Origin of the sequence: Bradyrhizobium yuanmingense (assembly GCF_025200905.1) — a bacterium.
Lineage (GTDB): Bacteria > Pseudomonadota > Alphaproteobacteria > Rhizobiales > Xanthobacteraceae > Bradyrhizobium > Bradyrhizobium yuanmingense.
In genome coordinates this window covers 2873614-2896284 of the sequence record NZ_CP104173.1, presented here as the reverse complement: position 1 = coordinate 2896284, position 22671 = coordinate 2873614, and the positions used below count along the sequence as shown (strand labels likewise).

General features: G+C 64.4%; 22 protein-coding genes. 9 read left to right on the top strand and 13 right to left on the bottom strand.

Annotated features, from left to right (window positions below):
* Positions 1 to 16 precede the first annotated feature (16 nt).
* Positions 17 to 790 carry a motility protein A gene (locus tag N2605_RS13365; protein ID WP_036001447.1) on the bottom strand — a complete coding sequence of 258 codons (774 nt, stop codon included), beginning with the start codon at positions 788 to 790 and terminating at the stop codon, positions 17 to 19.
* A gap of 301 nt (positions 791 to 1091) precedes the next feature.
* On the opposite strand from N2605_RS13365, the gene N2605_RS13360 reads away from it, so the two are divergent.
* Positions 1092 to 1385 carry a hypothetical protein gene (locus N2605_RS13360; RefSeq protein WP_036001448.1) on the top strand — a complete coding sequence of 98 codons (294 nt, stop codon included), beginning with the start codon at positions 1092 to 1094 and terminating at the stop codon, positions 1383 to 1385.
* Positions 1386 to 1502: 117 nt separating this feature from the next.
* Here the strand turns inward: N2605_RS13360 and N2605_RS13355 are convergent, their stop codons facing one another.
* The 4 genes from N2605_RS13355 to N2605_RS13340 all read right to left on the bottom strand — a co-directional run bounded on the left by N2605_RS13355 (position 1503) and on the right by N2605_RS13340 (position 6068).
* On the bottom strand, positions 1503 to 2222 hold the full coding sequence (locus tag N2605_RS13355) for an RraA family protein (protein WP_036001451.1): 720 nt from the start codon (positions 2220 to 2222) through the stop codon (positions 1503 to 1505).
* Positions 2223 to 2346: 124 nt separating this feature from the next.
* Positions 2347 to 3228: a CDP-alcohol phosphatidyltransferase family protein gene (locus N2605_RS13350; RefSeq protein WP_036001453.1), complete on the bottom strand. Its 882-nt coding sequence runs from the start codon at positions 3226 to 3228 to the stop codon at positions 2347 to 2349.
* 86 nt (positions 3229 to 3314) lie between these two features.
* The gene (locus tag N2605_RS13345; protein WP_036001456.1) at positions 3315 to 4013 is read right to left on the bottom strand and encodes a phosphatidylserine decarboxylase; all 699 of its coding nucleotides are present in this window, start codon (positions 4011 to 4013) and stop codon (positions 3315 to 3317) included.
* 96 nt (positions 4014 to 4109) lie between these two features.
* On the bottom strand, positions 4110 to 6068 hold the full coding sequence (locus tag N2605_RS13340) for an ABCB family ABC transporter ATP-binding protein/permease (protein ID WP_036001459.1): 1959 nt from the start codon (positions 6066 to 6068) through the stop codon (positions 4110 to 4112).
* Between the two features lie 200 nt (positions 6069 to 6268).
* Between N2605_RS13340 and N2605_RS13335 the strand changes: the two genes are divergently transcribed.
* Positions 6269 to 6874, top strand: coding sequence for an LOG family protein (locus N2605_RS13335; RefSeq protein ID WP_036001463.1), 606 nt, complete (start codon positions 6269 to 6271; stop codon positions 6872 to 6874).
* 109 nt (positions 6875 to 6983) lie between these two features.
* On the opposite strand, the gene N2605_RS13330 is transcribed toward N2605_RS13335, so the two are convergent.
* The 4 genes from N2605_RS13330 to cysS all read right to left on the bottom strand — a co-directional run bounded on the left by N2605_RS13330 (position 6984) and on the right by cysS (position 11087).
* Positions 6984 to 7361, bottom strand: coding sequence for a VOC family protein (locus N2605_RS13330; RefSeq protein ID WP_036001466.1), 378 nt, complete (start codon positions 7359 to 7361; stop codon positions 6984 to 6986).
* 141 nt (positions 7362 to 7502) lie between these two features.
* On the bottom strand, positions 7503 to 9101 hold the full coding sequence (cimA, locus tag N2605_RS13325; RefSeq protein ID WP_036001469.1) for a citramalate synthase: 1599 nt from the start codon (positions 9099 to 9101) through the stop codon (positions 7503 to 7505).
* Positions 9098 to 9589, bottom strand: coding sequence for a GNAT family N-acetyltransferase (locus N2605_RS13320; protein ID WP_036001471.1), 492 nt, complete (start codon positions 9587 to 9589; stop codon positions 9098 to 9100). The genes cimA and N2605_RS13320 overlap by 4 nt, the downstream gene beginning before the upstream one ends.
* Before the next feature lie 115 nt (positions 9590 to 9704).
* A complete protein-coding gene (gene cysS, locus N2605_RS13315; protein ID WP_036001475.1) occupies positions 9705 to 11087 on the bottom strand; it encodes a cysteine--tRNA ligase in 1383 nt (460 codons plus the stop codon).
* 290 nt (positions 11088 to 11377) lie between these two features.
* Here cysS and N2605_RS13310 point away from each other — a divergent pair, with 290 nt between their 5' ends.
* Positions 11378 to 11671, top strand: a complete 294-nt coding sequence (locus N2605_RS13310) for a hypothetical protein (RefSeq protein ID WP_036001478.1) — start codon at positions 11378 to 11380, stop codon at positions 11669 to 11671.
* Between the two features lie 139 nt (positions 11672 to 11810).
* Entirely contained in the window at positions 11811 to 12980 is a 1170-nt protein-coding gene (locus N2605_RS13305; RefSeq protein WP_260346908.1) for a DUF2865 domain-containing protein, read from the top strand.
* Between the two features lie 52 nt (positions 12981 to 13032).
* Here N2605_RS13305 and N2605_RS13300 read toward each other — a convergent pair whose 3' ends face one another.
* Positions 13033 to 13938, bottom strand: coding sequence for a DUF2189 domain-containing protein (locus N2605_RS13300; protein ID WP_225155823.1), 906 nt, complete (start codon positions 13936 to 13938; stop codon positions 13033 to 13035).
* Between the two features lie 527 nt (positions 13939 to 14465).
* Here N2605_RS13300 and N2605_RS13295 point away from each other — a divergent pair.
* The 5 genes from N2605_RS13295 (at position 14466) to N2605_RS13275 (ending at position 18991) form a co-directional block, all read left to right on the top strand.
* Entirely contained in the window at positions 14466 to 15299 is an 834-nt protein-coding gene (locus tag N2605_RS13295; protein ID WP_109144140.1) for a cytochrome c oxidase subunit II, read from the top strand.
* 73 nt (positions 15300 to 15372) lie between these two features.
* Positions 15373 to 17151, top strand: a complete 1779-nt coding sequence (locus tag N2605_RS13290; RefSeq protein WP_036001499.1) for a cbb3-type cytochrome c oxidase subunit I — start codon at positions 15373 to 15375, stop codon at positions 17149 to 17151.
* Positions 17148 to 17852, top strand: a complete 705-nt coding sequence (locus N2605_RS13285; RefSeq protein ID WP_036001502.1) for a cytochrome c oxidase subunit 3 — start codon at positions 17148 to 17150, stop codon at positions 17850 to 17852. The genes N2605_RS13290 and N2605_RS13285 overlap by 4 nt, the downstream gene beginning before the upstream one ends.
* Before the next feature lie 14 nt (positions 17853 to 17866).
* Positions 17867 to 18589: a heme-copper oxidase subunit III family protein gene (locus N2605_RS13280; RefSeq protein ID WP_036001504.1), complete on the top strand. Its 723-nt coding sequence runs from the start codon at positions 17867 to 17869 to the stop codon at positions 18587 to 18589.
* Positions 18590 to 18598: 9 nt separating this feature from the next.
* Entirely contained in the window at positions 18599 to 18991 is a 393-nt protein-coding gene (locus N2605_RS13275; RefSeq protein WP_036001507.1) for a cytochrome C oxidase subunit IV family protein, read from the top strand.
* A gap of 25 nt (positions 18992 to 19016) precedes the next feature.
* Here the strand turns inward: N2605_RS13275 and N2605_RS13270 are convergent, their stop codons facing one another.
* From N2605_RS13270 to N2605_RS13260, 3 genes are read right to left on the bottom strand one after another with little or no spacing between them, the layout of a single operon-like run.
* Positions 19017 to 20774 (bottom strand): NAD+ synthase, encoded by a 1758-nt coding sequence (locus N2605_RS13270; protein WP_260346903.1) that lies wholly within the window; start codon positions 20772 to 20774, stop codon positions 19017 to 19019.
* A gap of 22 nt (positions 20775 to 20796) precedes the next feature.
* The gene (locus N2605_RS13265; RefSeq protein WP_036001513.1) at positions 20797 to 21150 is read right to left on the bottom strand and encodes a diacylglycerol kinase; all 354 of its coding nucleotides are present in this window, start codon (positions 21148 to 21150) and stop codon (positions 20797 to 20799) included.
* A 4-nt stretch (positions 21151 to 21154) separates the two neighbouring features.
* Positions 21155 to 22543: a class II 3-deoxy-7-phosphoheptulonate synthase gene (locus tag N2605_RS13260; protein ID WP_036001515.1), complete on the bottom strand. Its 1389-nt coding sequence runs from the start codon at positions 22541 to 22543 to the stop codon at positions 21155 to 21157.
* Positions 22544 to 22671 lie beyond the last annotated feature (128 nt).

Here is a 22671-nt window from a genome sequence, read left to right as displayed (position 1 = left end):
AATCCAGGCGGCGGCCTCAAGCCGGCACCGGCTCGCCTTCGGTGTGACGATGCTTCTCCGGCAGATAGGCCAGCAGCATTTCGCGCACCAGGGTCGGGCTCTTGGAGTCGCGGATCATCAGGATGCCGTCGATGATCAAGGTGCGGTTGGTCTCTTCGTCCAGCAGCTTGCCGTGCAGCTTGTCCGCGATCGGCAAGCAGATCAGGTTGGCGACAACGGCGCCGTACAGGGTCGCCAGCAGCGCGGTGGCCATGAACGGGCCGAGCTTGGAGGGATCCGACATGTTGGAGAACATCTGCACCATGCCAAGCAGCGTGCCGATCATGCCGAACGCCGGGGCGCAGTCGCCGACGGCGCGGTAGATCTTGCTGCCTTCGTCGAGGTGCATCAGGAAGTTGTCCCGGTCGCGCTCCAGATTGTCGCGAATGAAATCGAGGTCGTAGCCGTCGGCAACATAGCGAATGCCCTTGGCGAGGAAGGGCTCGTCGGTCTCGACCTTTTCGAGTCCGACCGGGCCCTGCTTGCGGGCGATTTCCGCGATGCGGGCGAGCTCGTCGACAAGGTCGTGAGCCGACAGGCGGCTCAGGGTGAAAGCAAACTTCGCGCCCAGCGGCACGCCGTGGATCATCGCGGACAAAGGAAAGCGGATCATCGTCGCTGCGAACGAGCCGCCGAAGATGACGATGACGGCGTGGATGTCGTAGAACATCCCGAACGTACCGCCCATCAGGATCAGCGACGACACAACAATGGCGCCTGCGACGAGGCCGACAAGTGTTGCGATATCCATGATCGACTCCAACGCCTACGCAACAACGGCCGTCCTGGCCGCTGGCGCGGCTCAACCCCGAACCGCATCGCAGACCCTAGAGCGCCGCCCTTAAAGGCGCGTAAAGGTTAAGTCTCGACGATGTGCCGCCTGCCGCCGCAATTTGTCCCGGTTGCCGTCCAGCGATAGGAATTTCAACCCTTCGCTAACCATAAGCAGGCGCCCACCACGTCACGTCGGCTGCGGCCCTCCGCCACATCGTGGACGGGGATCAGTTGGTGTCTGCTAGCGTTGCGACAGGGCCAATCGCGGAGCCAGCGCGATGTTGATGCTATTCGGTCTACTCACGGCGCTGCCCGCGGCGCTGGCGTTCCACCTGCTCGAGCCGGAACTCGTGCTTCCGGCGTTCAGCGTGCTGCTCTTTATCGAGGCCGCCTTCGCCGTGCTCGCGGCGCGGTTGATGCGCAGCGCCAACAGCGCAGACGATATCACCCTCTGGGACCTTGCCGGCGGCTTCACCCTGATCGGATGCGCCGCCGCCGTGCTCGGAGAACCGGATCAAGTCGCCCTGCTTCTGACCGAGCAAGGCGGCATTCGGCCGTCGTCCGGGCCGTAGATTGCCCTAAAGCGCGATGCGATTAGGATCAACCGTCATCGCGCTTTAGGTTATTGTTTGAGCATGATCTTTTCGGAAAACCGCTACACGCTTTTCCGGATCATGCTCCAGCAGCCGTCAATGGATCTCCGCAGAGCGCTTCAACGCGGCCTTGAGCTTCTCGAGCGAGAAGTCGGGACTGCGGGCGATCTCCAGGATCGGCGTCTCGCGGCGGCCGCACAGTTCGGCCGCCTCCGGCAGCTTTGCGGCAAGGTCGAGCGGGATCACGATGGCGCCATGCCGGTCGGCGTGGATGAGGTCGTCCGACTTCACGGTCATGCCGGCGACGCGCACCTCGCCGCCAAAGCTTTCCGCGTGCACCCAGGCGTGCGACGGGCCGATCGAGCCGGCTAGCGCCTGGAACCCTGGCGCCCATTGCGGGATGTCGCGGATCGAGCCGTCGGTGATGACGCCGAGGCAGCCGAGCGCCTTGTGCACGTTGCTCTGTACCTCGCCCCAGAACGCGCCATAGCCGACGTCGGGTCCGTCGATGTCCTGGATCACCGAGATGCGCGGGCCATGGCCGGTGCCGACATATTCGTAATATGCGATTCGGCGCTTGGACTGCTCCTCGGCCGGAAGCGATGACTTCAGAACCGAGCGGATCGTCACCGTGCGGGCATAGCCGACGATCGGCGGCAGGTCGGGAAACGGACAGACCAGCTGCTTGGTGGTGTAGCCGATCAGCCGCCGCTCGGGCGCCACGATCTCCATGGCGTTGCAGATCGTCGGCGTATCGTAACGGCCCAGCGCTTCGAGGACGGAAGCGGGCAGCGGCCCGGTCGCGGAATTGGTCACGGCGTTCTCTCCCAGGTTTGCGGCGATTGATTGCGCGATGCCGCCGGCACAAGGGCGATATAGCCGAGATCGGACCTCGACCCAACTCAGGCAGGCTTCATGGCAGATATCCGCGAGGAGCGCTTTAGTGCAGTCGTCCGGGCCGATCGTCGTCTTGCGGCGGCTCCGACAAATTCGCCAGCGTCGGCGCCGAGGGCGGTGACGGGACCTCGCCTCCCGCCGGCGCGGTGGCTTCCATCGCGCGCGCCTGGTCGCGATAGGATTTGTAGCCGAGCGGCAGCGCGAGGAGGTACAGCACCGTGCCGATCGACAGCACGTGCCAGGGATAGGCGATCAGGAGCGCGATGAAGACGATCACGGCGACGAAGGCCGGCAGCACCAGCTCGGGCGGCACGCGCATCCGCTTGGTCTTGCCGGAGAACACGGGCAGGCGCGACACCATCAGAAACGCGATCAGAAGCGTGTAGGCCGCGGTCACCGCCGCAGGTGTGCGCCCGACGTCGAGGAACGCGACATAGATCGGCAGCAGCACGGTGATCGCGCCGGCGGGCGCCGGCACGCCGGTGAAGAAATTGGCGGCGAAGGCCGGCTTGTTCGGATCGTCCATGGTGGCATTGAAGCGGGCGAGCCGCAGGCCGCCGGATATCGCGAACACCATGGCGGCGATCCAGCCGGCATTGCCGAGCTCGTGCAGCTGCCAGAAATACAGCATCAGGCCGGGCGCCACGCCGAAATTGACGAAGTCGGCGAGACTGTCGAGCTCGGCGCCGAACTTCGACTGCCCCTTGATCATGCGCGCGATGCGGCCATCGATGCCGTCGAGCGCGGCGGCGAACACGATTGCATAGACCGCGAGCGTCATCCGCCCTTCGATCGACAGGCGGATCGAGGTCAGGCCGGCGCAGATCGCCAGCAGCGTGATGACGTTGGGCACCAGCATCCGCACCGGGATCGGTCGGAACCGCCGGCGGCGGACGTCGGGATCCTTGAAATCGTAAGGCGTCATGGCTCGTCCTTATCTCGAGGCGAGATATAGCAAGCCGCGCCGCCGTCCGCCATTGCGGCGGAACGCCTGCGAGCACCGACTATTGGTTAATTGGCGCGGAACGCGCGGCCCGGGTCGTCGCCGGCAAGGTCGGCCAGGATCGTCTCTCCGGCGACCGCGGTCTGCCCTTCCGAGACCAGCGCCTTGGTGCCCACGGGCAGGTAGACGTCGAGGCGCGAGCCGAAGCGGATCAGGCCGAAACGCTCGCCGGCGCCGATCGCCTGCCCCTCCTTGACGAAGCAGACGATGCGCTTGGCGACCAGGCCGGCGATCTGGACCACGCCGATCCGCGCCGTCGGCGTCGTGATCACCAGCGAGTTGCGCTCGTTGTCCTCGCTCGCCTTGTCGAGCTCGGCGTTGATGAAGAGGCCGGGCCGGTAGGCGATACGATCCACCCTGCCCGCCACGGGCGCGCGGTTCACGTGGCAATTGAACACGCTCATGAAGATCGAGACGCGCGGCAGCGGCCGGTCGCCGAGCCCGAGCTCGGCCGGCGGCAGCGCCATGGTGATCATGGAGACACGCCCGTCGGCCGGCGACACCACGAGACCCTCGCGCGCCGGCGTCACACGGACGGGATCGCGGAAGAACAGCGCGCACCAAACGGTCAGGATCGTGCCGATCCACCCCAGCGGCGACCACAGCCAGAACAGGAGCAGGCTCGCCAGCGCAAAGGCGCCGATGAAGGGATAGCCCTCCTTGTGGATCGGCGGGATCTGACGCTGGATCGAATCGAGAATGGACATTGCTTTTTGCCGGTCGGGGGTTAATGCCACGGGGTCGTCGCGCGGGCTTGTTTAGGCCAGACTTTGTTTAGGCCAGACTTGGGACCGGAGACAAGGTCACTCCGCCGCCGCGGGCGTCGTCAGGCTATCATCGACCGGCGGCGGCTCCCGGTTAGGCGCGGCATTGGTGTCGGCCATCTTGGCCAGCTTCTCGCGGGCCTCCTCGGCCTCGCGCTGCCTGTTCCACATGCTGGCATAGAGCCCGCCCTGCGCGAGCAGGCTCGCGTGAGTGCCGCGCTCGGCGATGCGGCCCTGGTTCAGCACGATGATCTCGTCGGCGCCGACGATGGTGGAAAGCCGATGCGCGATCACCAGGGAGGTGCGGTTCTTCGCCACGCGGTCGAGCGCCCCCTGGATCTCGTGCTCCGTATGGGTGTCGAGCGCCGAGGTCGCCTCGTCGAGCACCAGGATCGGCGGCGCCTTGAGCACCGTGCGCGCGATCGCGACCCGCTGCTTCTCGCCGCCCGACAGCTTCAGGCCGCGCTCGCCAACCTGGGTCTCGTAGCCCTTCGGCGCCATGCGGATGAAGTGGTCGATCTGCGCCAGCCGCGCCGCCTCCTCGACCTCGGCATCGGTCGCGTCCCAGCGGCCGTAGCGGATGTTGTAGCGGATGGTGTCGTTGAACAGCACGGTATCCTGCGGCACCATGCCGATCGATGCGCGCAGGCTGGCCTGCGTGACCTCGCGGATGTCCTGGCCGTCGATCAGGATCCTGCCGCCGGAGACATCATAGAGGCGAAACAGAAGCCGCGAGATGGTCGATTTGCCGGCGCCAGAGGGGCCGACGATGGCAACCGTCTTGCCGGCCGGCACTTCGAAGCTGATGCCCTTGAGGATGGGGCGCGCCGGCTCATAGGCAAAGCGCACGTCCTCGAAGCGCACCGTGCCGGCGGAGATGACCAGCGGCTTCGCGCCAGGCGCGTCCTTGATCTCGGCCTCGCGGCTGAGCACGCCGAACATCTTCTCGATGTCGATGATCGCCTGCTTGATCTCGCGATAGACCATGCCCATGAAGTTCAGCGGCTGGTAGAGCTGGATCATCATGGCGTTGACCAGCACGAAATCGCCGACCGTGTTGGTGCCGTTGCGCACGCCGATCGCGCACATCAGCATGGTCGCGGTCAGGCCCAGCGTGAAGATCACCGCCTGGCCTGTGTTGAGCACCGCGAGCGAGGTGTAGGTGCGGACGCTCGCCTCCTCGTAGCGCTCGACCGACCTGTCGTAGCGCTGCGCCTCGCGTGCCTCGGCACTGAAATACTTCACCGTCTCGTAGTTGAGCAGCGAGTCGATCGCCTTGGTGTTCGCCTCGGTGTCGGAATCGTTCATCTTGCGGCGGATGCCGATCCGCCACTCGGTCGCGACGTAGGTGTAGTACATGTAGAGCGTGACCGTGATCAGGGTCGCGACCACGTAGCGCCAGTCGAATTGCCAGAGCAGCACCGCCAGCAGCAGCGAGACCTCGACGATGGTCGGGATCAGCTGCAGGATCACCATGCGCACGATGACCTCGATGCCCTCGCGGCCGCGCTCGAGCACGCGCGTGAGGCCACCGGTCTTGCGCTCGAGGTGAAAGCGCAGCGACAGCTCGTGCATGTGGATGAAGGTGAGGGTCGCGAGCTTGCGCACCGCATGCATGGCGACGCGGGCGAAGATGCCGTCGCGCCATTGCGTCAGCACCGCCATCAAGATGCGCATCACGCCGTAGCTCGCGGTCAGCAGCAAGGGCGAGGCGATCACCCAGAGATGCCAATTGTCGGCCGCGACCGGCGCGGTGTTGGCGCCGGTCAGCGCATCCGTCGCCCATTTGAAGCTGAACGGCACGGTGAGCGTGATCAGCTTGGCGGCGAGCAGCAGCACCAGCGACCAGACCACCCTCATCTTCAGGTCGGAACGGTCGCCGGGCCAGATGTAGGGCCACAGATGTGCCAGCGTGCCCATCAGCGTGGCCCCGGCCTGCGGTCCTGCCACGGAAGGATCAGGAACGTCGGCGCCGTCGAACGATTGAGGTTGGTCCATCAACAAACCCGAAGCCCGCCGGGTGCGGGCGCAACTGCGATTAACGATTTTCGCCCGTCATATAGAGCCTTCCCGATGCCCGTGCACCCCGCCAGATGGCGAATCTTCGATTGTTTGTCGCGATTTACCGGTAAATTCCCGGACGTATCGAATCACCGTTTGGGCTTGACGCCACTTCGCTGCAATGCATCATGGCACCAATGAGCACGATCAAAACCGTCTGTGTCTATTGCGGCTCCGGCCCTGGAACAAATCCCAACTTCATTGAAGCGGCGAAGGCGCTCGGCAGAGCGTTGGCGGAAAACAAGATCCGTCTTGTTTATGGCGGCGGCTCGCTCGGCCTGATGGGCGCGGTTGCGACCTCCGTGCTGGATCACGGCGGCATGGTCACCGGCATCATCCCCGACTTCCTCCGGATGCGCGAGAATGCGCTGACGCGCGTGCAGGAGATGGTCGTCACGCCCGACATGCACGAGCGCAAGCGGCTGATGTTCGAGCGCTCCGACGCCTTCGTGGCCCTGCCCGGCGGGCTCGGCACGCTGGAGGAGCTGGTGGAGCAGCTGACCTGGCAGCAACTCGGCCGTCACGCCAAGCCCGTGCTGCTCGCCAATGTCGACGGCTTCTGGGAGCCGCTGTTCTCCCTGGTGGCCCACATGCGGCAGACCCAGTTCATCCGCGCCGGCCTCACCGTCGATATCCTGAAGGCGGACAAGGTCGAGGAGATCATCCCACGGCTGCGCGCCGCGGCGGCGCAGATCCCTGACGACCAGCGCGATCTCGCGCCCGACGTGGCCCGGCGGCTCTAAAGCATGATCCGGAAAAAGTGTGAAGCGGTTTTCCGAAAAGATCATGCTCAAACAACAACCTAAAGCGCGATGACGATCCATCCTAATCGCATCGCGCTTTAGACCGTCCCTATTCCTGCGGAAACGTCACCGCCTCGATCCGGTTGCCGTCGGGATCGGTGACGAAGGCGGCGTAGTAGCGCACGCGATCGTGCGGGCGGAGGCCCGGTGCGCCGTCGGAGGCGCCGCCAGCGGACAGCGCAGCTGCGTGAAACGCATCGACCTCGGCTGCGGTTTTCGCCCGCAGGCAGATGTGCACGCCGCTCTCCGGCGCGACACGCGGCATGCCCTCGCGCAGATTGATCCAGAACTCCGGATAGGCCTTGCCAAACCCGATCGTCCGCGGCCGCGTGACGAGGCGCGCGAGGCCGAGTGCGGCGAGCGTCGCCTCGTAGAACTTTGCGGCGCGATCGAGATCGCTGACGCCGACGGAGATGTGGTCGATCATGGCCGTGCCCTTTCCCCATCCTCGGTGTCATCGCCCGGCTTGACCGGGCGATCCAGTACTCCGTGACAGCAGTAGATAAATCGATGGGCCGCAGCGTACTGGATTCCCCGCCTTCGCGGGGAATGACAGTCGTCGTGGGGGTTACGCCGGCGCGTCCGACTTCACGAGCTTGTAGATTACCGAATCCATTAGCGCCTGGAACGAGGCATCGATGATGTTCGGGGACACGCCGACGGTGGTCCAACGATCGCCGTTCTCGTCCTCGCTCTCGATCAGCACGCGCGTGACCGCGCCGGTGCCGCCATTGAGGATACGGACGCGATAGTCGATCAGTGTCAGGCCCTCGATGAACTTCTGGTACTTGCCGAGGTCCTTGCGCAGGGCGACGTCGAGCGCGTTGACGGGACCGTTGCCTTCGGCCGCCGAGATCAGATGCTCGCCGGCGACGTCGACCTTGACCACCGCGAGCGCCACCGTGACGCGTTCGCCGAGCGCGTTGTAGCGCTGCTCGACGTTGACGTCGAACTGCTCGACCTCGAAATAATGCGGCACCTTGCCGAGCGTGCGGCGCGCCAGGAGCTCGAACGAGGCGTTGGCGGATTCATAGGCATAGCCGGCCGCCTCGCGCTCCTTCAATTCCTCGACGAGACGCGTCAGCTTCGAATCGCTCTTCTCGTAGGGGATACCGGCGCGGTCGAGCTCGGCGATGACGTTGGAGCGCCCGGCCTGGTCGGACACCAGCACCTTGCGGTGATTGCCGACCAGCTCCGGCAACACATGCTCGTAGGTCTGCGGATCCTTCAGCACGGCGGAGGCATGGATGCCGGTCTTGGTGACGAAGGCGCTCTCGCCGACGTAAGGAGCATGCCGGTTCGGCACGCGGTTCAGCATGTCGTCGAGCGTGCGCGACACCTTGACGAGCGTCGCCAGCTTCTCGGTGGTGACGCCGATCTCGAAAGCGTCGGCAAACCCCGTCTTCAGCTTCAGCGTCGGGATCAGCGAGCAGAGATTGGCATTGCCGCAGCGCTCGCCGAGGCCGTTCAGCGTGCCCTGGATCTGCCGCGCGCCGGCACGCACCGCGGCGAGCGAATTGGCCACCGCCTGCTCGGTGTCGTTATGGGCGTGGATGCCGACGTGATCGCCGGGGATGTGCCTGGTCACGTCTCTGACGATGGCCTCGACCTCATCGGGCATGGTGCCGCCGTTGGTGTCGCACAGCACCACCCAACGCGCACCGGCATCGAAGGCGGCCTTGGCGCAGGCGAGCGCGAAGGCGGCGTCTTCCTTGTAGCCGTCGAAGAAATGCTCGCAATCGAGCATCACCTCGCGGCCGGCCGCCTTCGCCGCCGCGACGCTGTCGCGGATCGAGGCGAGGTTTTCTCCCTTCGTGGTCTCCAGCGCGACGCGGACCTGATAGGCCGACGCCTTCGCCACGAAGCAGATCGCGTCCGCCTTCGCTTCCAAAAGGCCCGCGACCCCAGGATCGTTGGACACCGAGCGGCCCGCCCGCCGCGTCATGCCGAAGGCGGTGAAGCGCGCATGATTGAGCTTGGGCTTGGAGCCAAAGAACTCCGTATCGAGCGGATTGGCGCCGGGATAGCCGCCCTCGACATAGTCGATGCCGAGATCATCGAGCATCGCCGCGATGACCTGCTTGTCGGCCAGCGTGAAGTCGACGCCATTGGTCTGCGCCCCATCGCGCAGCGTGGTGTCGAACAGATAGAGACGCTGCTTGCTCATTGCCCCGCTCCGAGCGTCTTCTTCATGGTGGTGTTGGCGAGCCACTCGTCGTTGATGGTGACGCTGTTGCGCTGCTGGGCGGTGTAGCCGCGCTTGGCGAAGAAGCCCTCCGCGGTATCGCTGGCGTCGACCGAGAGGCTCTTGGCGCCGCGGCCGCCGGCGAGCTTCTCCAGCGCGTCGACCAGCATGGTCGCGATGCCCTGCCCGGCCACGGCCGGATGCACATAGAGCATGCGGATGTGATCATTGCCGCGCAGCGAGGCGAAGCCGACAGGCGAGCCTTCCAGCGTCGCGATCAGCGTCAGGTCGGACGCAAGCCGCTTGCCGAACTCCTCGTCCTCGGCCGCCGCCATCCAGGCTTCCTGCTGCGCCTCGCTATAATCGTCGCCGGTCAACTCCTCGATGCTGGCGGCGAAGATCGCGGCGAGCATCGGCACATCCGCCGGCAGGAAGGGCCTCAGTGCGGGCTTTGGCAAAGTCTGTCCCATCGTCCTTACCACATCCCATAAAGCTTGAGCACGATCGCCACCGCGCCGGCGAGCAGCGCGATTTTCAGCGCGATGTAATAGAGCCAGTGCCGCGGAAACGGCGTCTCGGGGCGCTTCATCGGGCGATCTCCCAGGTGGTGCCTTCCTTGGAGTCCTTGATCACGACGCCCATCGCAGCGAGCAGATCGCGAATGCGGTCGGACTCGCCAAAGTCCTTGCGGCCACGCGCAGCTGTTCGCTCCGCGAGCAGGCGCTCGACCTCCTTGGCGTCGATCCCGCTCGCCTGCTGCTTGCGCCCTTCCCACTGCGCCGCGCTCTCGGAGAGGAATCCGAGCAGCCGCAACGAGCCCGCAAGACCTGCGATATCGTTGCCGCGGAGGCCGTGCAGCGCCGCGATCGCCTGCGGCGTGTTGAGGTCGTCGAGCAGCGGTTCGACCACCGACGGAGCCGGCTCGCCGGACACGACATCGGCCGCGACGCGATACCAGTCGTCGAGCGTCTTGGCGCTCTCCTCCAGCGACTTCATGGTCCAGTCGATCGGCGAGCGGTAATGCGTCTTGAGCATGTTGAGGCGCAGCACCTCACCCGGCCAATCCCTGAGCAGCTCGTGGATCGTGATGAAGTTGCCGAGGCTCTTCGACATCTTCTCGCTCTCGACCTGCAAGAAGCCGTTGTGCATCCAATAATTCGCCATGCGCTCGCGATGGAAGGCGCAGCAGGTCTGCGCGACCTCGTTCTCGTGGTGCGGAAACACGAGATCGATGCCGCCGCCATGGATGTCGAAATGCTCGCCGAGATGCTTCCAGGCCATCGCCGAGCACTCGATGTGCCAGCCCGGACGCCCCTCCGCCTTGATGCCGGATGGCGACGGCCAGGACGGCTCGCCCGGCTTCGACGGCTTCCACAGCACGAAGTCGGTCGCATCGCGCTTGTAGGGCGCAACATCGACCCGCGCGCCGGCGATCATCTCGTCGAGCGAGCGCTTCGACAGCGCGCCATAGCGCGGCAGCGCGGAATTGGCCGCGTTCATCGCCTGCGGCGAGAACAGCACGTGGTCCTCGGCCACATAGGCAAAGCCGCCGGCGACCAGCTTCTCGATGATCTCGCGCATCTCGCCGATATGCTCCGTGGCGCGCGGCTCGACGCTCGGCCGAAGCGCGCCGAGCGCATCGACGTCGGCATGAAACTGCTTGCCGGTCTGCTCGGTGACCTTGCGAATGGCCTCGTTCAGCGGCAGGCCGGGAAAATCGCGCGCGGCGCGGTCGTTGATCTTGTCGTCGACGTCGGTGATGTTGCGGACATATTTGACGTGCGCCTCGCCGTAGATGTGGCGCAGCAGCCGAAACAGCACGTCGAACACGATCACCGGCCGCGCATTGCCGATATGGGCGAAGTCATAGACCGTCGGTCCGCAGACATACATGCGGACGTTGTTCGGATCGAGCGGCACGAAGGTGCGCTTTTCCCGGCTCAGCGTATCGTAAAGACGCAATTCCATGACAACCCATCCCTCTCGGCCGGGCGTCCAAGGCTCTCAATGTGTTTGAGAAAAGACGGCTCCAGCCAGCGAATCGCTAGCTCGTAATCTCGCGGCAAATGGCGCAAATGGCGAGGAGACCGTCCATGCGGCCACATATGGGCCACCACGGGCCCCGGCGTCAAGGGCCGCGAAAATGCCGTTTTTGCCTCCGCACGGGGCGCGGCCCGCCCGGGGGGTTCATGATCCCCTAACCATTTGAGCCCATTCTGAAACCCGCGGTTCCCTAATTTTTTGCCCCCGGTATTTTCATGCGATCCCTGCTCGCGCTCATTTTCAGCGCCTCGCTCCTTGCAGCACCTCAGGCGTGCGCCGAGACCCGCGTCTTCATCATCGCCGACCAGTGCCTGTCCAAGAACGACACCAAGGGCGACACATGCGGCGCCTCCGCCGCGCGCACCTATTGTCAGTCACGAGATTTTGCAAAGGCATCAGGCTATCGCCGGGTCGATCCCGACGAAATTACCGGCTCCGTCCCCAAAACCGGCACAAACTGCTCCCATGGCCATTGCGACGAATATGTCGCAATCACCTGCCAGCGCTGAATTCCCTCGGAGCTGGCGGACCTTAGGACCAGTTCGGCCCCTGAAACGACGTGACGATGCCGCGGGAAGCGGCTATTGGAGGGCGCGCTTCGGCCCCCACCTCACTTGGATGATCACGCTGGGCCGTGACCTCGCTAGAATGGCGGATATGCCTGAATTCTTCTCTCTCCTCCGTGCCCGCTCCCTCCTTGCCTGCACCGTGCTCCTCGGCACACTCGTGCTCGCCGATGGCGCTTTGGCGCAGGCCGGCCCGCCGCCCCAGCCCGGCCAGAACGGGCTCGGACCGAACCCGATGTGCGTGCGGCTGGAAGCCCAACTCGCCGCGCTCGATCGCGGCGGAGGTGATGCCGCGCGCGAAGAGCAGATCCGCCGCTACCAGGATTCCCAGGCCAAGCAGCAGGCCGAGCTCGACCGTGTCACCATGCAGGCCAAGCGCATGGGCTGCGATTCCTCCGGCTTCTTCTCGCTGTTCAACGGCCAGTCGGCGCAGTGCGGCCCGGTCAACACCCAGATCCAGCAGATGCGCGCCAATCTGGACCAGATTACCGGCAGCCTCGAGCGGCTGCGCGGCGGCCCCGGCGCCAACCCGGAGCGCGACAACCAGCGCCGCTCGGTGCTGATGGCGCTGGCGCAGAACAATTGCGGCCCGCAATATGCCAATGCCGTGCAGCAGCAGGGCGGCGGCAACTTCCTCAGCAATCTGTTCGGCGGCAACAACCCGAACAATCCGCAGGCCGTGCCGCCCTCCGATCTCGGCCCGCAATCCGGCACCTTCCGCACCGTCTGCGTGCGCACCTGCGACGGCGCTTATTTCCCGATCTCCTTTGCCACCGTGCCGGCGCGTTTCGCCGACGACGAGAGAACCTGCAAGGCGCTGTGCCCGGCCGCGGAAGCCGTGCTCTACAGCCATCGCAATCCCGGCGAGGACATGAACGCGGCGGTCTCGATCGGCGGCCAGCCCTACACGGCGCTGCCGACCGCATTCAAATTCCGCAGCGAGTTCAACCCGTCCTGCTCCTGCAAGGCGGCGGGACAGACCTGGGCGGATGCGCTGAAATCGGCCGATGACAAGGCCGCGGCCGAGCAGCAGGGCGACATCATCGTCACCGAGGAAAGCGCCAGGAAGATGCAGCAGCAACGACTCAACAAGGGCGCGCCGCAGCCTGCCAATGCCAAGAAAGGCGCGGCTCCTGCGCCAGCAACTGCTGCCGCACCGGTCGCCACGCCACCCGCGGACGCGAGCCCCGCGTCGGAGAACAAGCCGATCCGCTCGGTCGGCCCGACCTTCCTGCCGCAGCAGCAGAAGTAGGCCGCCACTCTGTCATGTTCCGCGCAGGCGTCCCAGCGCGGCCGTTCCGCTGTTACGGCTCGCCCTCGCGGCTCCACGGGAAGAGATTGGCCGGAAAGTCTGCTGCGTAGCGCCTGCCCTTCCGGGGCGGAAGCGGTGCATCCGGTGGGTTCGGATTGGGCTCGACCACCCGCCGATAGAGGTGCCAGGTGGCATGACCGAGCACCGGCAGAACGACGGCGAGACCGACGAAGAGCGGCAGCGAGCCGATCACGAGCAGCGCCGCCACGATGAGGCCCCATCCGGCCATCGCAACCGGATTCGCCGCCACCGCTCGGAGCGACGTGCGGATCGCGTCGATCGCCGTCGCATGACGGTCCAGCATCAACGGAAATGACACGACGCTAACGCACAATGCCACAACCGCAAACAGGAAGCCGACACCGCAACCGATGATGATGAGCGACCAGCCTTCGGGTGTCGTCAGCACGCGCGTTGCGAAGTCGGGTATGCTTGCGGCCGCAGCGTGACCGAAGATCGCGACATAGATTGCGTTCGCGGCACCGATCCAGGCCCCGAACAGGACCAGCAGGAGCACGCCGAGTTCGACCATGGCGCCGAACGACGGTGCGCGCAGCACCTTGATCGCATCCCATGCTTCGACCTCTTCGCCGCGCTCGCGACGACGGCTGAGTTCGTAGAGACCGATCGCGGCAAAAGGACCGATCAAGGCAAAGCCGGCGGCCAGCGGAAACAGTAGCGGCAGCACCGAATAGCCGAGCACCATCCTGAACAGGACGAGACCGAGAACGGGATAAATCAGGCACACGACGATCGCGTGACTCGGCATCGCCTGGAAATCCGCCCAGCCCAGGCGCAGGGCCTCGGTCAGGTCGGACAAGCTGATCTTGCGAATGGGATAGGCGGCCGCTTCGCCGAATGCGCGCCGCCTGATGTCGTGGGAGTACAGAGTGGCCATGTACGGACCCTCCCGTGCTGAAAATCGCGGTTTTCGACAACACGCGCTCTTCAAGCCACGCGTGTCCGCCTGACGAGCAGGAAACGCGAAGGGTCTGGTACGGAAACCCAGGTTCAGTAACCGAGCCTGGCCGGACGGAACCCGTCGCGACCTGCCCGGCAAGCTTAGCGCGCGCGGAGCACGACTGCACTCACGGTTGGGTGAATTGCGCACCCGCACGGATTTGTGCGTTGCATCACCCAAACCGAACAATGGGCGCCGGATGCTTGTCGGTTTGCCAGCACCGGCAATCACACCAATTCGGGCACCTCTATTGCTCTATTGACGCCGGATTAGGCTGGGATCATTTTAGACGCAGACGCCCTTAGAGTTGAAGGTCGCGAGCGTTCTCTTGATTTCGCGATCGGTGGACTGGGCGAAGCAAGAGGCCGGCGATGGCATATGCCAAGAAAGGCCAGCCATCGCGACCGACATGAGCTCCGCCCTGGATTCGTATCCGTAGCCTTCGATGGCAAGGATGGATCAGGATGGCTGTCGCACTGATACTGCTTCTGGTCGCGATCGGCTCGGTGCTGTTTCACATCTACAGCCCGTGGTGGTGGACGCCGATCGCCACGAACTGGGCCTATATCGACCACACGATCAACATCACGTTCTGGATCACGGGCTTTGTTTTCGTCGCCGTGATCGCCTTCATGGCTTACTGCGTCTTCCGCTTTCGCCATAGAGAGGGAAGAAGGGCTGACTACAATCCGGAAAACAAAAGGCTCGAATGGTGGCTGAGCGTCGGGACCGGCGTCGGCGTCGCGGCCATGCTGGCGCCTGGCCTCGTGGTCTGGCACCAGTTCGTGACGGTGCCTGCGGATGCCACCGAGCTCGAGGTCATGGGCCAGCAATGGCAGTGGAGCTTCCGCCTTCCGGGCAAGGATGGGCAGTTGGGCACATCCGATGTCCGCAACATCGCTTCCGACAATCCGATGGGGCTCAATCGTGACGACCGGCACGCGCAGGACGATGTCGTGATCGAGAGCGGCGACCTGCACCTTCAAGTCGGAAAGCCGGTCAAGGTTCTCCTCCGCTCGGTTGATGTCCTGCACGATTTCTACGTGCCCGAATTCCGAGCCAAGATGGACATGGTTCCAGGCATGGTGACCTATTTCTGGATCACGCCGATCCGAACCGGAACGTTCGATGTCCTCTGTGCGGAGCTTTGTGGCACTGCTCACTATCAAATGCGGGCCAAGGTCATCGTCGACGAAGAGCGTGAATATCACGCTTGGCTGGAGCAACAAAAAACGTTCGCAGAATTATCGCCGGCAAAAGCCGTCGTGAAGACGACGTACCAATCCGGCAGCAAGTAGCAAGCTGCCGCCGAAGATAGATCGGGCGCAAGAGGCCAGCGCCTCCCCCCGATGGAACGACCGAGGAGGTTCTATGGTCGATGTTCCATATGAAGGGATCCCCGGCATCCCGCCTGCCGAAGTACCTGACGTCGAGCTCTATCATCCGCGGAGCTGGTGGACACGATATGTGTTCTCGCAGGACGCCAAGGTGATCGCCATTCAGTATTCGCTGACGGCCACGGCCATCGGGCTGGTGGCCCTGGTGCTGTCGTGGCTGATGCGGCTGCAACTGGGATTCCCCGGCACATTCTCTTTCATCGATGCCAACCAGTACCTCCAGTTCATCACCATGCACGGCATGATCATGGTGATTTACCTGCTCACCGCATTGTTCCTGGGCGGCTTCGGCAACTACCTGATCCCGCTGATGGTCGGCGCCAGGGACATGGTCTTCCCCTATGTGAACATGCTGAGCTACTGGATCTACCTGCTCGCAGTCCTGGTGCTTGCCTCGACATTCTTCGTGCCCGGTGGCCCCACCGGCGCCGGTTGGACGCTGTACCCGCCGCAAGCAATCCTTTCAGGAACGCCCGGGCAGGATTGGGGCATCCTTCTCATGCTCGCGTCCCTGATCCTGTTCATCATCGGCTTCACCATGGGCGGGCTGAATTATGTGGTCACAGTGTTGCAGGCGCGCACGCGCGGCATGACCTTGATGCGCCTGCCCCTGACGGTGTGGGGCATTTTCACGGCGACCGTTATGGCGCTCCTCGCGTTCCCTGCATTGTTCGTTGCCTCGGTCATGCTGCTGTTCGACCGTCTCTTGGGAACCAGCTTCTTCATGCCCGCTCTCCTCGAGATGGGCACGCTTTCGAAACATGGCGGCGGCAGCCCGTTGCTCTTCCAGCACCTGTTCTGGTTTTTCGGTCATCCCGAAGTCTACATCGTCGCCCTGCCCGCCTTCGGCATCGTCTCCGATCTGATCAGCACGCATGCGCGCAAGAACATCTTTGGTTATCGCATGATGGTCTGGGCGATCGTAGCCATCGGCGCGCTCAGCTTCATCGTATGGGCGCACCACATGTATGTGAGCGGCATGTTCCCGCAATTCGGGTACTTCTTCGCCACCACGACGCTCATCATCGCAATCCCCACCGCGATCAAGGTCTACAACTGGGTGCTGACCCTGTGGCGCGGCGACATTCATCTCACGGTGCCGATGCTGTTCGCCCTCGGCTTCATCGTCACCTTCGTGAACGGCGGGCTCACCGGCCTCTTCCTCGGCAACGTCGTCGTGGACGTGCCCCTCTCGGATACCATGTTCGTGGTCGCCCATTTCCACATGGTGATGGGCGTGGCGCCGATCATGGTCGTGCTCGGCGCGATCTATCATTGGTACCCAAAGGTCACGGGGCGGATGCTGAACGAGGCCATGGGCAAGTTTCACTTCTGGGTCACCTTCCTCGGCGCCTACCTGATCTTCTTCCCCATGCACTATCTTGGACTGCTCGGGGTCCCGCGCCGGTATTTCGAACTCCTGGATACGACGTTCATCCCGTCCTCGGCCCATTCACTCAACGCCTTCATCTCCGTGGTGGCCTTGATCGTCGGCTTTAGCCAGATGGTGTTCCTGTTCAACCTTGTCTGGAGCCTGTTCAAAGGTGAGGCCTCAGGCGGCAATCCGTGGCGGGCGACGACGCTGGAGTGGCAGACGCCGGAGACGCCCCCGGCGCACGGCAACTGGGGCAAGGAGCTCCCTGTCGTGTACCGCTGGGCCTATGATTACAGTGTGCCCGGTGCCGCGGAGGACTTCATTCCGCAGAACCAGCCGCCGCGTGCGACTCAGCTCGTTCAGGGAGCTGCTTCGTGAGCGCCATCATCCTGTTCCTGGCTGTGCTTGCGGTGATCGCCGGATGGTGGCTGTCGCAGCAGCGCCTGACGGCGAAGCCCTGGCTGGAGGAAGGCCCGGCCGGTGACTTCCCCGGCGGCGATGCCATAACCTGGCCGGCAGCGAAGATCGGACTTGGCGTGTTTCTCGCGGTCGCGAGCGCCTTGTTCATCCTCTTCATCAGCGCCTACTCGATGCGCATGAGCGTGGTGGACTGGCGGCCGCTGCCGGTGCCGCGGCTGCTGTGGGTCAACACGGGCGTCCTGGTCCTGAGCAGTGTCGCGCTGCAATGGTCTTACGTGGCCGCGCGCCGACACGATACCGAAGGCGTCATGATCGGTCTGCTCGCGGGCGGAGCATCTGCCGTGATCTTCCTCGCCGGGCAGCTCCTGGCCTGGCAACGGCTCGGGGCTGCTGGATATTTCGTGGCGTCCAATCCATCGAATTCCTTCTTCTATCTGTTGACCGCAGTGCACGGGCTGCATCTGACGGGCGGTCTGGTGGCCTTGGGCCGAACCTCGGCCAAGATGTGGCGCGGCGCCGAGATCGCCGGCATGCGCTTGAGCGTGGAGCTGTGCGCCATCTACTGGCACTTCCTGCTGTTGGTCTGGCTTGTCCTGCTCGGTCTTCTCACCGGCTGGACCGACGATTTCGTCGACATCTGCCGCCAATTGCTGAGCTAGGGAGGCGAGACCAGATGGCTGAGACCGTGCTGACAAATCCGGGCCAATCGCCTGCGCGGCTTGAAGGCTGGCGCGGCATCGCCGCCGACTGGGCGTCCGATCAGCGCGCCTTCAAGAACGTGTCCTGGGGCAAGGCCATGATGTGGATCTTCCTCCTCAGCGACACCTTCATCTTCAGTTGCTTCCTGCTCTCCTACATGACGGCGCGCATGTCGACGACCGTGCCGTGGCCCAATCCCAGCGAAGTCTTCGCCCTCGATATCGGGGGCAACCACATGCCCCTGATCCTGATCGCCATCATGACCTTCGTGCTGATCAGCAGCAGCGGCACGATGGCGATGGCCGTCAATTTCGGCTACCGCCGCGATCGGGTGAGAACCGCAATCCTGATGCTGGTCACTGCAGCCTTCGGCGCGACCTTCGTCGGAATGCAGGCCTTCGAATGGACCAAGCTGATCATGGAGGGCGTCCGGCCCTGGGGCAATCCATGGGGCGCCCCGCAGTTTGGTGCGAGCTTCTTCATGATCACCGGCTTCCACGGCACCCATGTGACGTTCGGTGTGATCTTCCTGATCGCCATCGCGCGAAAGGTCTTTCGTGGCGACTTCGACGTCGAGAGGCGCGGCTTCTTCACGAGCCGAAGGGGGAATTACGAGATCGTCGAGATCACGGGCCTATACTGGCACTTCGTCGATCTCGTGTGGGTGTTCATCTTCGCATTCTTCTATCTTTGGTGAGGTCGGCGCATGACAAACGCGGCGGTACACATGGAAGAGCGGCTCCACGCTCCGGCGCACGGCGCAGTCGCAACGGAAGCCGTTCACGCCGAGGGGCAACAGCACCCGATCAAGCTCTACCTCGTGGTCTGGGGCTGGTTGTTTGTCCTCAGCACGTTCTCCTACCTCGTCGACTACTTTGGCCTGCATGGCTATCTGAGGTGGTCGCTGATCCTGCTGTTCATGATGTTGAAGGCCGGCCTGATCGTCGCCGTCTTCATGCACATGGCCTGGGAGCGGCTGGCCTTGACCTATGCCATCCTGCTGCCGCCGGTCGTGGTATTCGTATTTGTGGCGATCATGGCGCTCGAATCCGAATACACGCGCTTCCTGAGGGTGCTGTTTTTCGCAACCCCGTCATAGCGCCTGCCGTCGCTCAGGCCAGGCTTCACCCCTCGAATGCGTCGATTGACGCCGTGCTTCCACGTGACACCAGCGCCTCATCCGTCGCCGGCAACGGCTGGCCCTTGTCGCGAAAACGGTTGGTGATGGGATAACGGCGGTCGCGGCCGAAATTCCTCGGTGTCACCTTCACCCCAGGCGCGGCTTGGCGGCGCTTGTATTCGGCGACGTTGAGCAGATGATCGATCCGGATCACCGTCTCGCGGTCGAAGCCGGCGGCGATGATCTGGTCGAGCGGCTCCTCGCGCTCGACCAGGCGCTCCAGGATGGCATCGAGCACGTCGTAAGGCGGCAACGAGTCCTGATCGGTCTGGTTCTCGCGCAGCTCCGCGGTCGGCGGGCGCGTGATGATGTCGGGCGGGATCACCTCGCCGGCAGGGCCGAGCGCGCCCTCCGGCTTCCAGGAATTGCGCAGGCTTGCCAGGCGGAACACCTGCGTCTTGTAGATGTCCTTGATCGGGTTGAAGCCGCCGTTCATGTCGCCATAAAGCGTGGCGTAGCCGACCGACATCTCCGACTTGTTGCCGGTCGTCACCACCATCAGCCCGGTCTTGTTGGAGATCGCCATCAGCAGCGTGCCGCGGGTGCGGGCCTGGAGGTTCTCCTCGGTGATATCGGGCGGCAGGTTCTTGAAGATGCCGGACAGGATCGTCTCGAACCCGGTCACGGCTTCGGCGATCGGCAGCACCTCGTAGCGGATGCCGAGATGGCCGGCGAGCTCGCCGGCATCCGCGATCGAATGCGGCGCGGTGTAGCGGTAAGGCAGCATCACGCCATGCACCTGGTCGACGCCGAGCGCGTCGACCGCGATCGCCGCGCAGAGCGCCGAATCGATGCCGCCGGAGATGCCGAGCAGCACGCCTGGAAAGCCGTTCTTGGTGACGTAATCGCGTAAGCCCAGCACGCAGGCGGCGTAGTCGGCCTTGTCGCCCTCGGGCAGCTCGGCGATCGGCCCGCTGCAGCGCCAGTCGTCGCCGTTTCTGCTGAAGCGCAGCGTGACGATGCCCTCTTCGAAGGCCGGCAGCTGCGCCGCGAGCGAGAGATCGCCATTGAGCGCGAAGGATGCGCCGTCGAACACGAGCTCGTCCTGGCCGCCGACCTGGTTGAGATAGACCAGCGCCAGCCCGCTCTCCGTGACGCGCGCCACCGCGACCGACAGGCGCACGTCGTTCTTGTCGCGGGCGTAAGGCGAGCCGTTCGGCACCAGGATGATCTCGGCGCCGGTCTCGGCCAGCGTCTCGACCACGTTCTCGTAATCCTCGGACTCTTCCAGCCAGATGTCCTCGCAGATCGGCACACCGATGCGCACGCCGCGCACAGTGACGGGACCGGCGGCAGGGCCGCGCGAAAACAGCCGCTTCTCGTCGAACACGCCGTAATTCGGCAGGTTGCACTTGAAACGCAGGCTCGCGATGCGCCCGCCGTCGAGCAGCGCACAGGCATTGTAGAGCATGCCCTCCTCGACCCAGGGCGTGCCGACCAGCATCGCAGGCCCGCCATCGGCGGTCTCGCGCGCGAGGCTTTCGATCGCGGCGCGGCAGGCGGCCTGGAAGGCGGGCTTCTGCACCAGGTCTTCCGGCGGATAGCCGGCGATGAACAGTTCTGGAAACAACACGAGATCGGCGCCGTCGGACTTGGCCTGCGCCCGGGCCGCGCGCGCCTTGGCCGCATTGCCCTCCACGTCGCCCATGGTCGGATTGAGCTGGGCGAGCGTGACCGCGAATGTGTCGAGACGTTCGGTCATGGCCGCTTTATCCGATCCCGAGTTACAGGAATCCCAATCGCTCGATGATGGCAATGATCCAGAACGCGCCGGTCATCAAAAGCGCAACGCCAACCGCGGCCGAGCCCATGTCCTTGACTCGGCCGATCTGCTTGTCGTGATCCAAGGTCAGCCGGTCGGCGAGCTTCTCGATCGCGGTATTGAGCAACTCGACCGTCAGCACGAAAGCGACAGAGCACACCAATTCGACCGCGCGCATCGCGGTGGCGCCGATGAACCAGGCGAGCGGCACCGACAGCAGCAGCGCAAAGATCTCCTCGCGGACCGCCTGCTCCGACCGGAACGCAAAGGCCAGCCCGTTGCGGGAATTGATCGTGGCCTTCCAGATCCGCAGCAAGGTCTTACAACCCCGCTGCGGCCGGAATCGGCTGAGCCTTGCCGGCGCGCTCCTGCTTGAGCAGCTCCGCGACCAGGAACGCCATATCGATGGATTGCTCGGCGTTGAGGCGGGGATCGCAGACCGTGTGGTAGCGATCGTTGAGATCCTCATCCGTGATCGCGCGGGCGCCGCCGAGACATTCGGTGACGTCCTGGCCGGTCATCTCCAGATGCACGCCGCCGGCATGGGTGCCCTCGGCGGCGTGGACCGCGAAGAACGACTTGACCTCGGACAGGATGCGGTCGAACGGGCGAGTCTTGTAGCCGGACGTCGAGGTGATGGTGTTGCCGTGCATGGGATCGCAGGACCAGACCACCACCCGGCCCTCGCGCTTCACGGCGCGGACCATGTTCGGCAGATGCTCGCCGATCTTGTCGGAGCCGAAGCGGCCAATCAGCGTCAGCCGGCCCGGCTCGTTGTCGGGATTGAGCACGTCGATCAGCTTCAGCAGCTCGTCCACCTTGAGCGAGGGGCCGCACTTCAGCCCGATCGGATTCTTGATGCCGCGGAAATATTCGACATGGCCGTGATCGAGCTGGCGGGTGCGGTCGCCGATCCAGATCATGTGGCCCGAGGTCGCGTACCAGTCGCCGGTGGTGGAATCGACGCGGGTCATGGCCTGCTCGTAGCCGAGCAGCAGCGCCTCATGGCTGGTGTAGAAATCGGTGGCACGCAGCTCCGGATGGCTCTCGAGGTCGAGGCCGCAGGCGCGCATGAAGTTGAGCGCGTCCGAGATGCGGTCGGCCAGCTCCTTGTAGCGGCGTGACTGCGGGCTATCCTTGAGGAAACCCAGCATCCATTGATGCACGCTGCCGAGATTGGCGAAGCCGCCGGTGGCGAACGCGCGGAGCAGGTTCAGCGTCGCGGCGGACTGGCGATAGGCCATCAGCTGGCGCTGCGGATCGGGAATGCGCGCTTCGCTGGTGAAGGCGATGTCGTTGACGATGTCGCCGCGATAGCTCGGCAGCTCGACGCCATTCACCTTCTCGGTCGCCGACGAGCGCGGTTTCGCGAACTGGCCGGCGATGCGGCCGACCTTCACCACCGGCACCGCGCCGGCATAGGTCAGCACCACCGCCATCTGCAGCAGCACGCGGAAGAAGTCGCGAATGTTGTTGGCGCCGTGCTCGGCGAAGCTCTCGGCGCAGTCGCCGCCCTGCAGCAGGAAGGCCTCGCCGGCCGCAACGCGGCCCAAGGCCTTCTTCAGATTGCGCGCCTCGCCTGCGAACACCAGCGGCGGAAAGGTCGCAAGCTGCGCCTCGACGTCGGCCAGAGCCTTGGCGTCGGGATATTCGGGCACCTGTAGCACCGGCTTGCTGCGCCAGGACTCGGGCGTCCACCGCTCGGACATCGCAATCTCTCCGTGAAGCAAAAACCACAACCTGATCTGGGGGTTGCGAGGGCCGCCTTATACACAGGCCGGCCACGCCCCGCCAGTTGTAAATCCATTTCGCAGCGCAAACCCTTGCGGCCAAAGCC

Bases quoted from the DNA above. Each gene is read 5' to 3' on its own strand.
- N2605_RS13365 (WP_036001447.1), bottom strand. From the start codon at position 790: ATGGATATCGCAACACTTGTCGGCCTCGTCGCAGGCGCCATTGTTGTG.
- N2605_RS13360 (WP_036001448.1), top strand. From the start codon at position 1,092: ATGTTGATGCTATTCGGTCTACTCACGGCGCTGCCCGCGGCGCTGGCG.
- N2605_RS13350 (WP_036001453.1), bottom strand. From the start codon at position 3,228: ATGACGCCTTACGATTTCAAGGATCCCGACGTCCGCCGCCGGCGGTTC.
- N2605_RS13345 (WP_036001456.1), bottom strand. From the start codon at position 4,013: ATGTCCATTCTCGATTCGATCCAGCGTCAGATCCCGCCGATCCACAAG.
- N2605_RS13340 (WP_036001459.1), bottom strand. From the start codon at position 6,068: ATGGACCAACCTCAATCGTTCGACGGCGCCGACGTTCCTGATCCTTCC.
- N2605_RS13335 (WP_036001463.1), top strand. From the start codon at position 6,269: ATGAGCACGATCAAAACCGTCTGTGTCTATTGCGGCTCCGGCCCTGGA.
- N2605_RS13330 (WP_036001466.1), bottom strand. From the start codon at position 7,361: ATGATCGACCACATCTCCGTCGGCGTCAGCGATCTCGATCGCGCCGCA.
- cimA (WP_036001469.1), bottom strand. From the start codon at position 9,101: ATGAGCAAGCAGCGTCTCTATCTGTTCGACACCACGCTGCGCGATGGG.
- N2605_RS13320 (WP_036001471.1), bottom strand. From the start codon at position 9,589: ATGGGACAGACTTTGCCAAAGCCCGCACTGAGGCCCTTCCTGCCGGCG.
- cysS (WP_036001475.1), bottom strand. From the start codon at position 11,087: ATGGAATTGCGTCTTTACGATACGCTGAGCCGGGAAAAGCGCACCTTC.
- N2605_RS13310 (WP_036001478.1), top strand. From the start codon at position 11,378: ATGCGATCCCTGCTCGCGCTCATTTTCAGCGCCTCGCTCCTTGCAGCA.
- N2605_RS13305 (WP_260346908.1), top strand. From the start codon at position 11,811: ATGGCGGATATGCCTGAATTCTTCTCTCTCCTCCGTGCCCGCTCCCTC.
- N2605_RS13300 (WP_225155823.1), bottom strand. From the start codon at position 13,938: ATGGCCACTCTGTACTCCCACGACATCAGGCGGCGCGCATTCGGCGAA.
- N2605_RS13295 (WP_109144140.1), top strand. From the start codon at position 14,466: ATGGCTGTCGCACTGATACTGCTTCTGGTCGCGATCGGCTCGGTGCTG.
- N2605_RS13290 (WP_036001499.1), top strand. From the start codon at position 15,373: ATGGTCGATGTTCCATATGAAGGGATCCCCGGCATCCCGCCTGCCGAA.
- N2605_RS13280 (WP_036001504.1), top strand. From the start codon at position 17,867: ATGGCTGAGACCGTGCTGACAAATCCGGGCCAATCGCCTGCGCGGCTT.
- N2605_RS13275 (WP_036001507.1), top strand. From the start codon at position 18,599: ATGACAAACGCGGCGGTACACATGGAAGAGCGGCTCCACGCTCCGGCG.
- N2605_RS13270 (WP_260346903.1), bottom strand. From the start codon at position 20,774: ATGACCGAACGTCTCGACACATTCGCGGTCACGCTCGCCCAGCTCAAT.
- N2605_RS13260 (WP_036001515.1), bottom strand. From the start codon at position 22,543: ATGTCCGAGCGGTGGACGCCCGAGTCCTGGCGCAGCAAGCCGGTGCTA.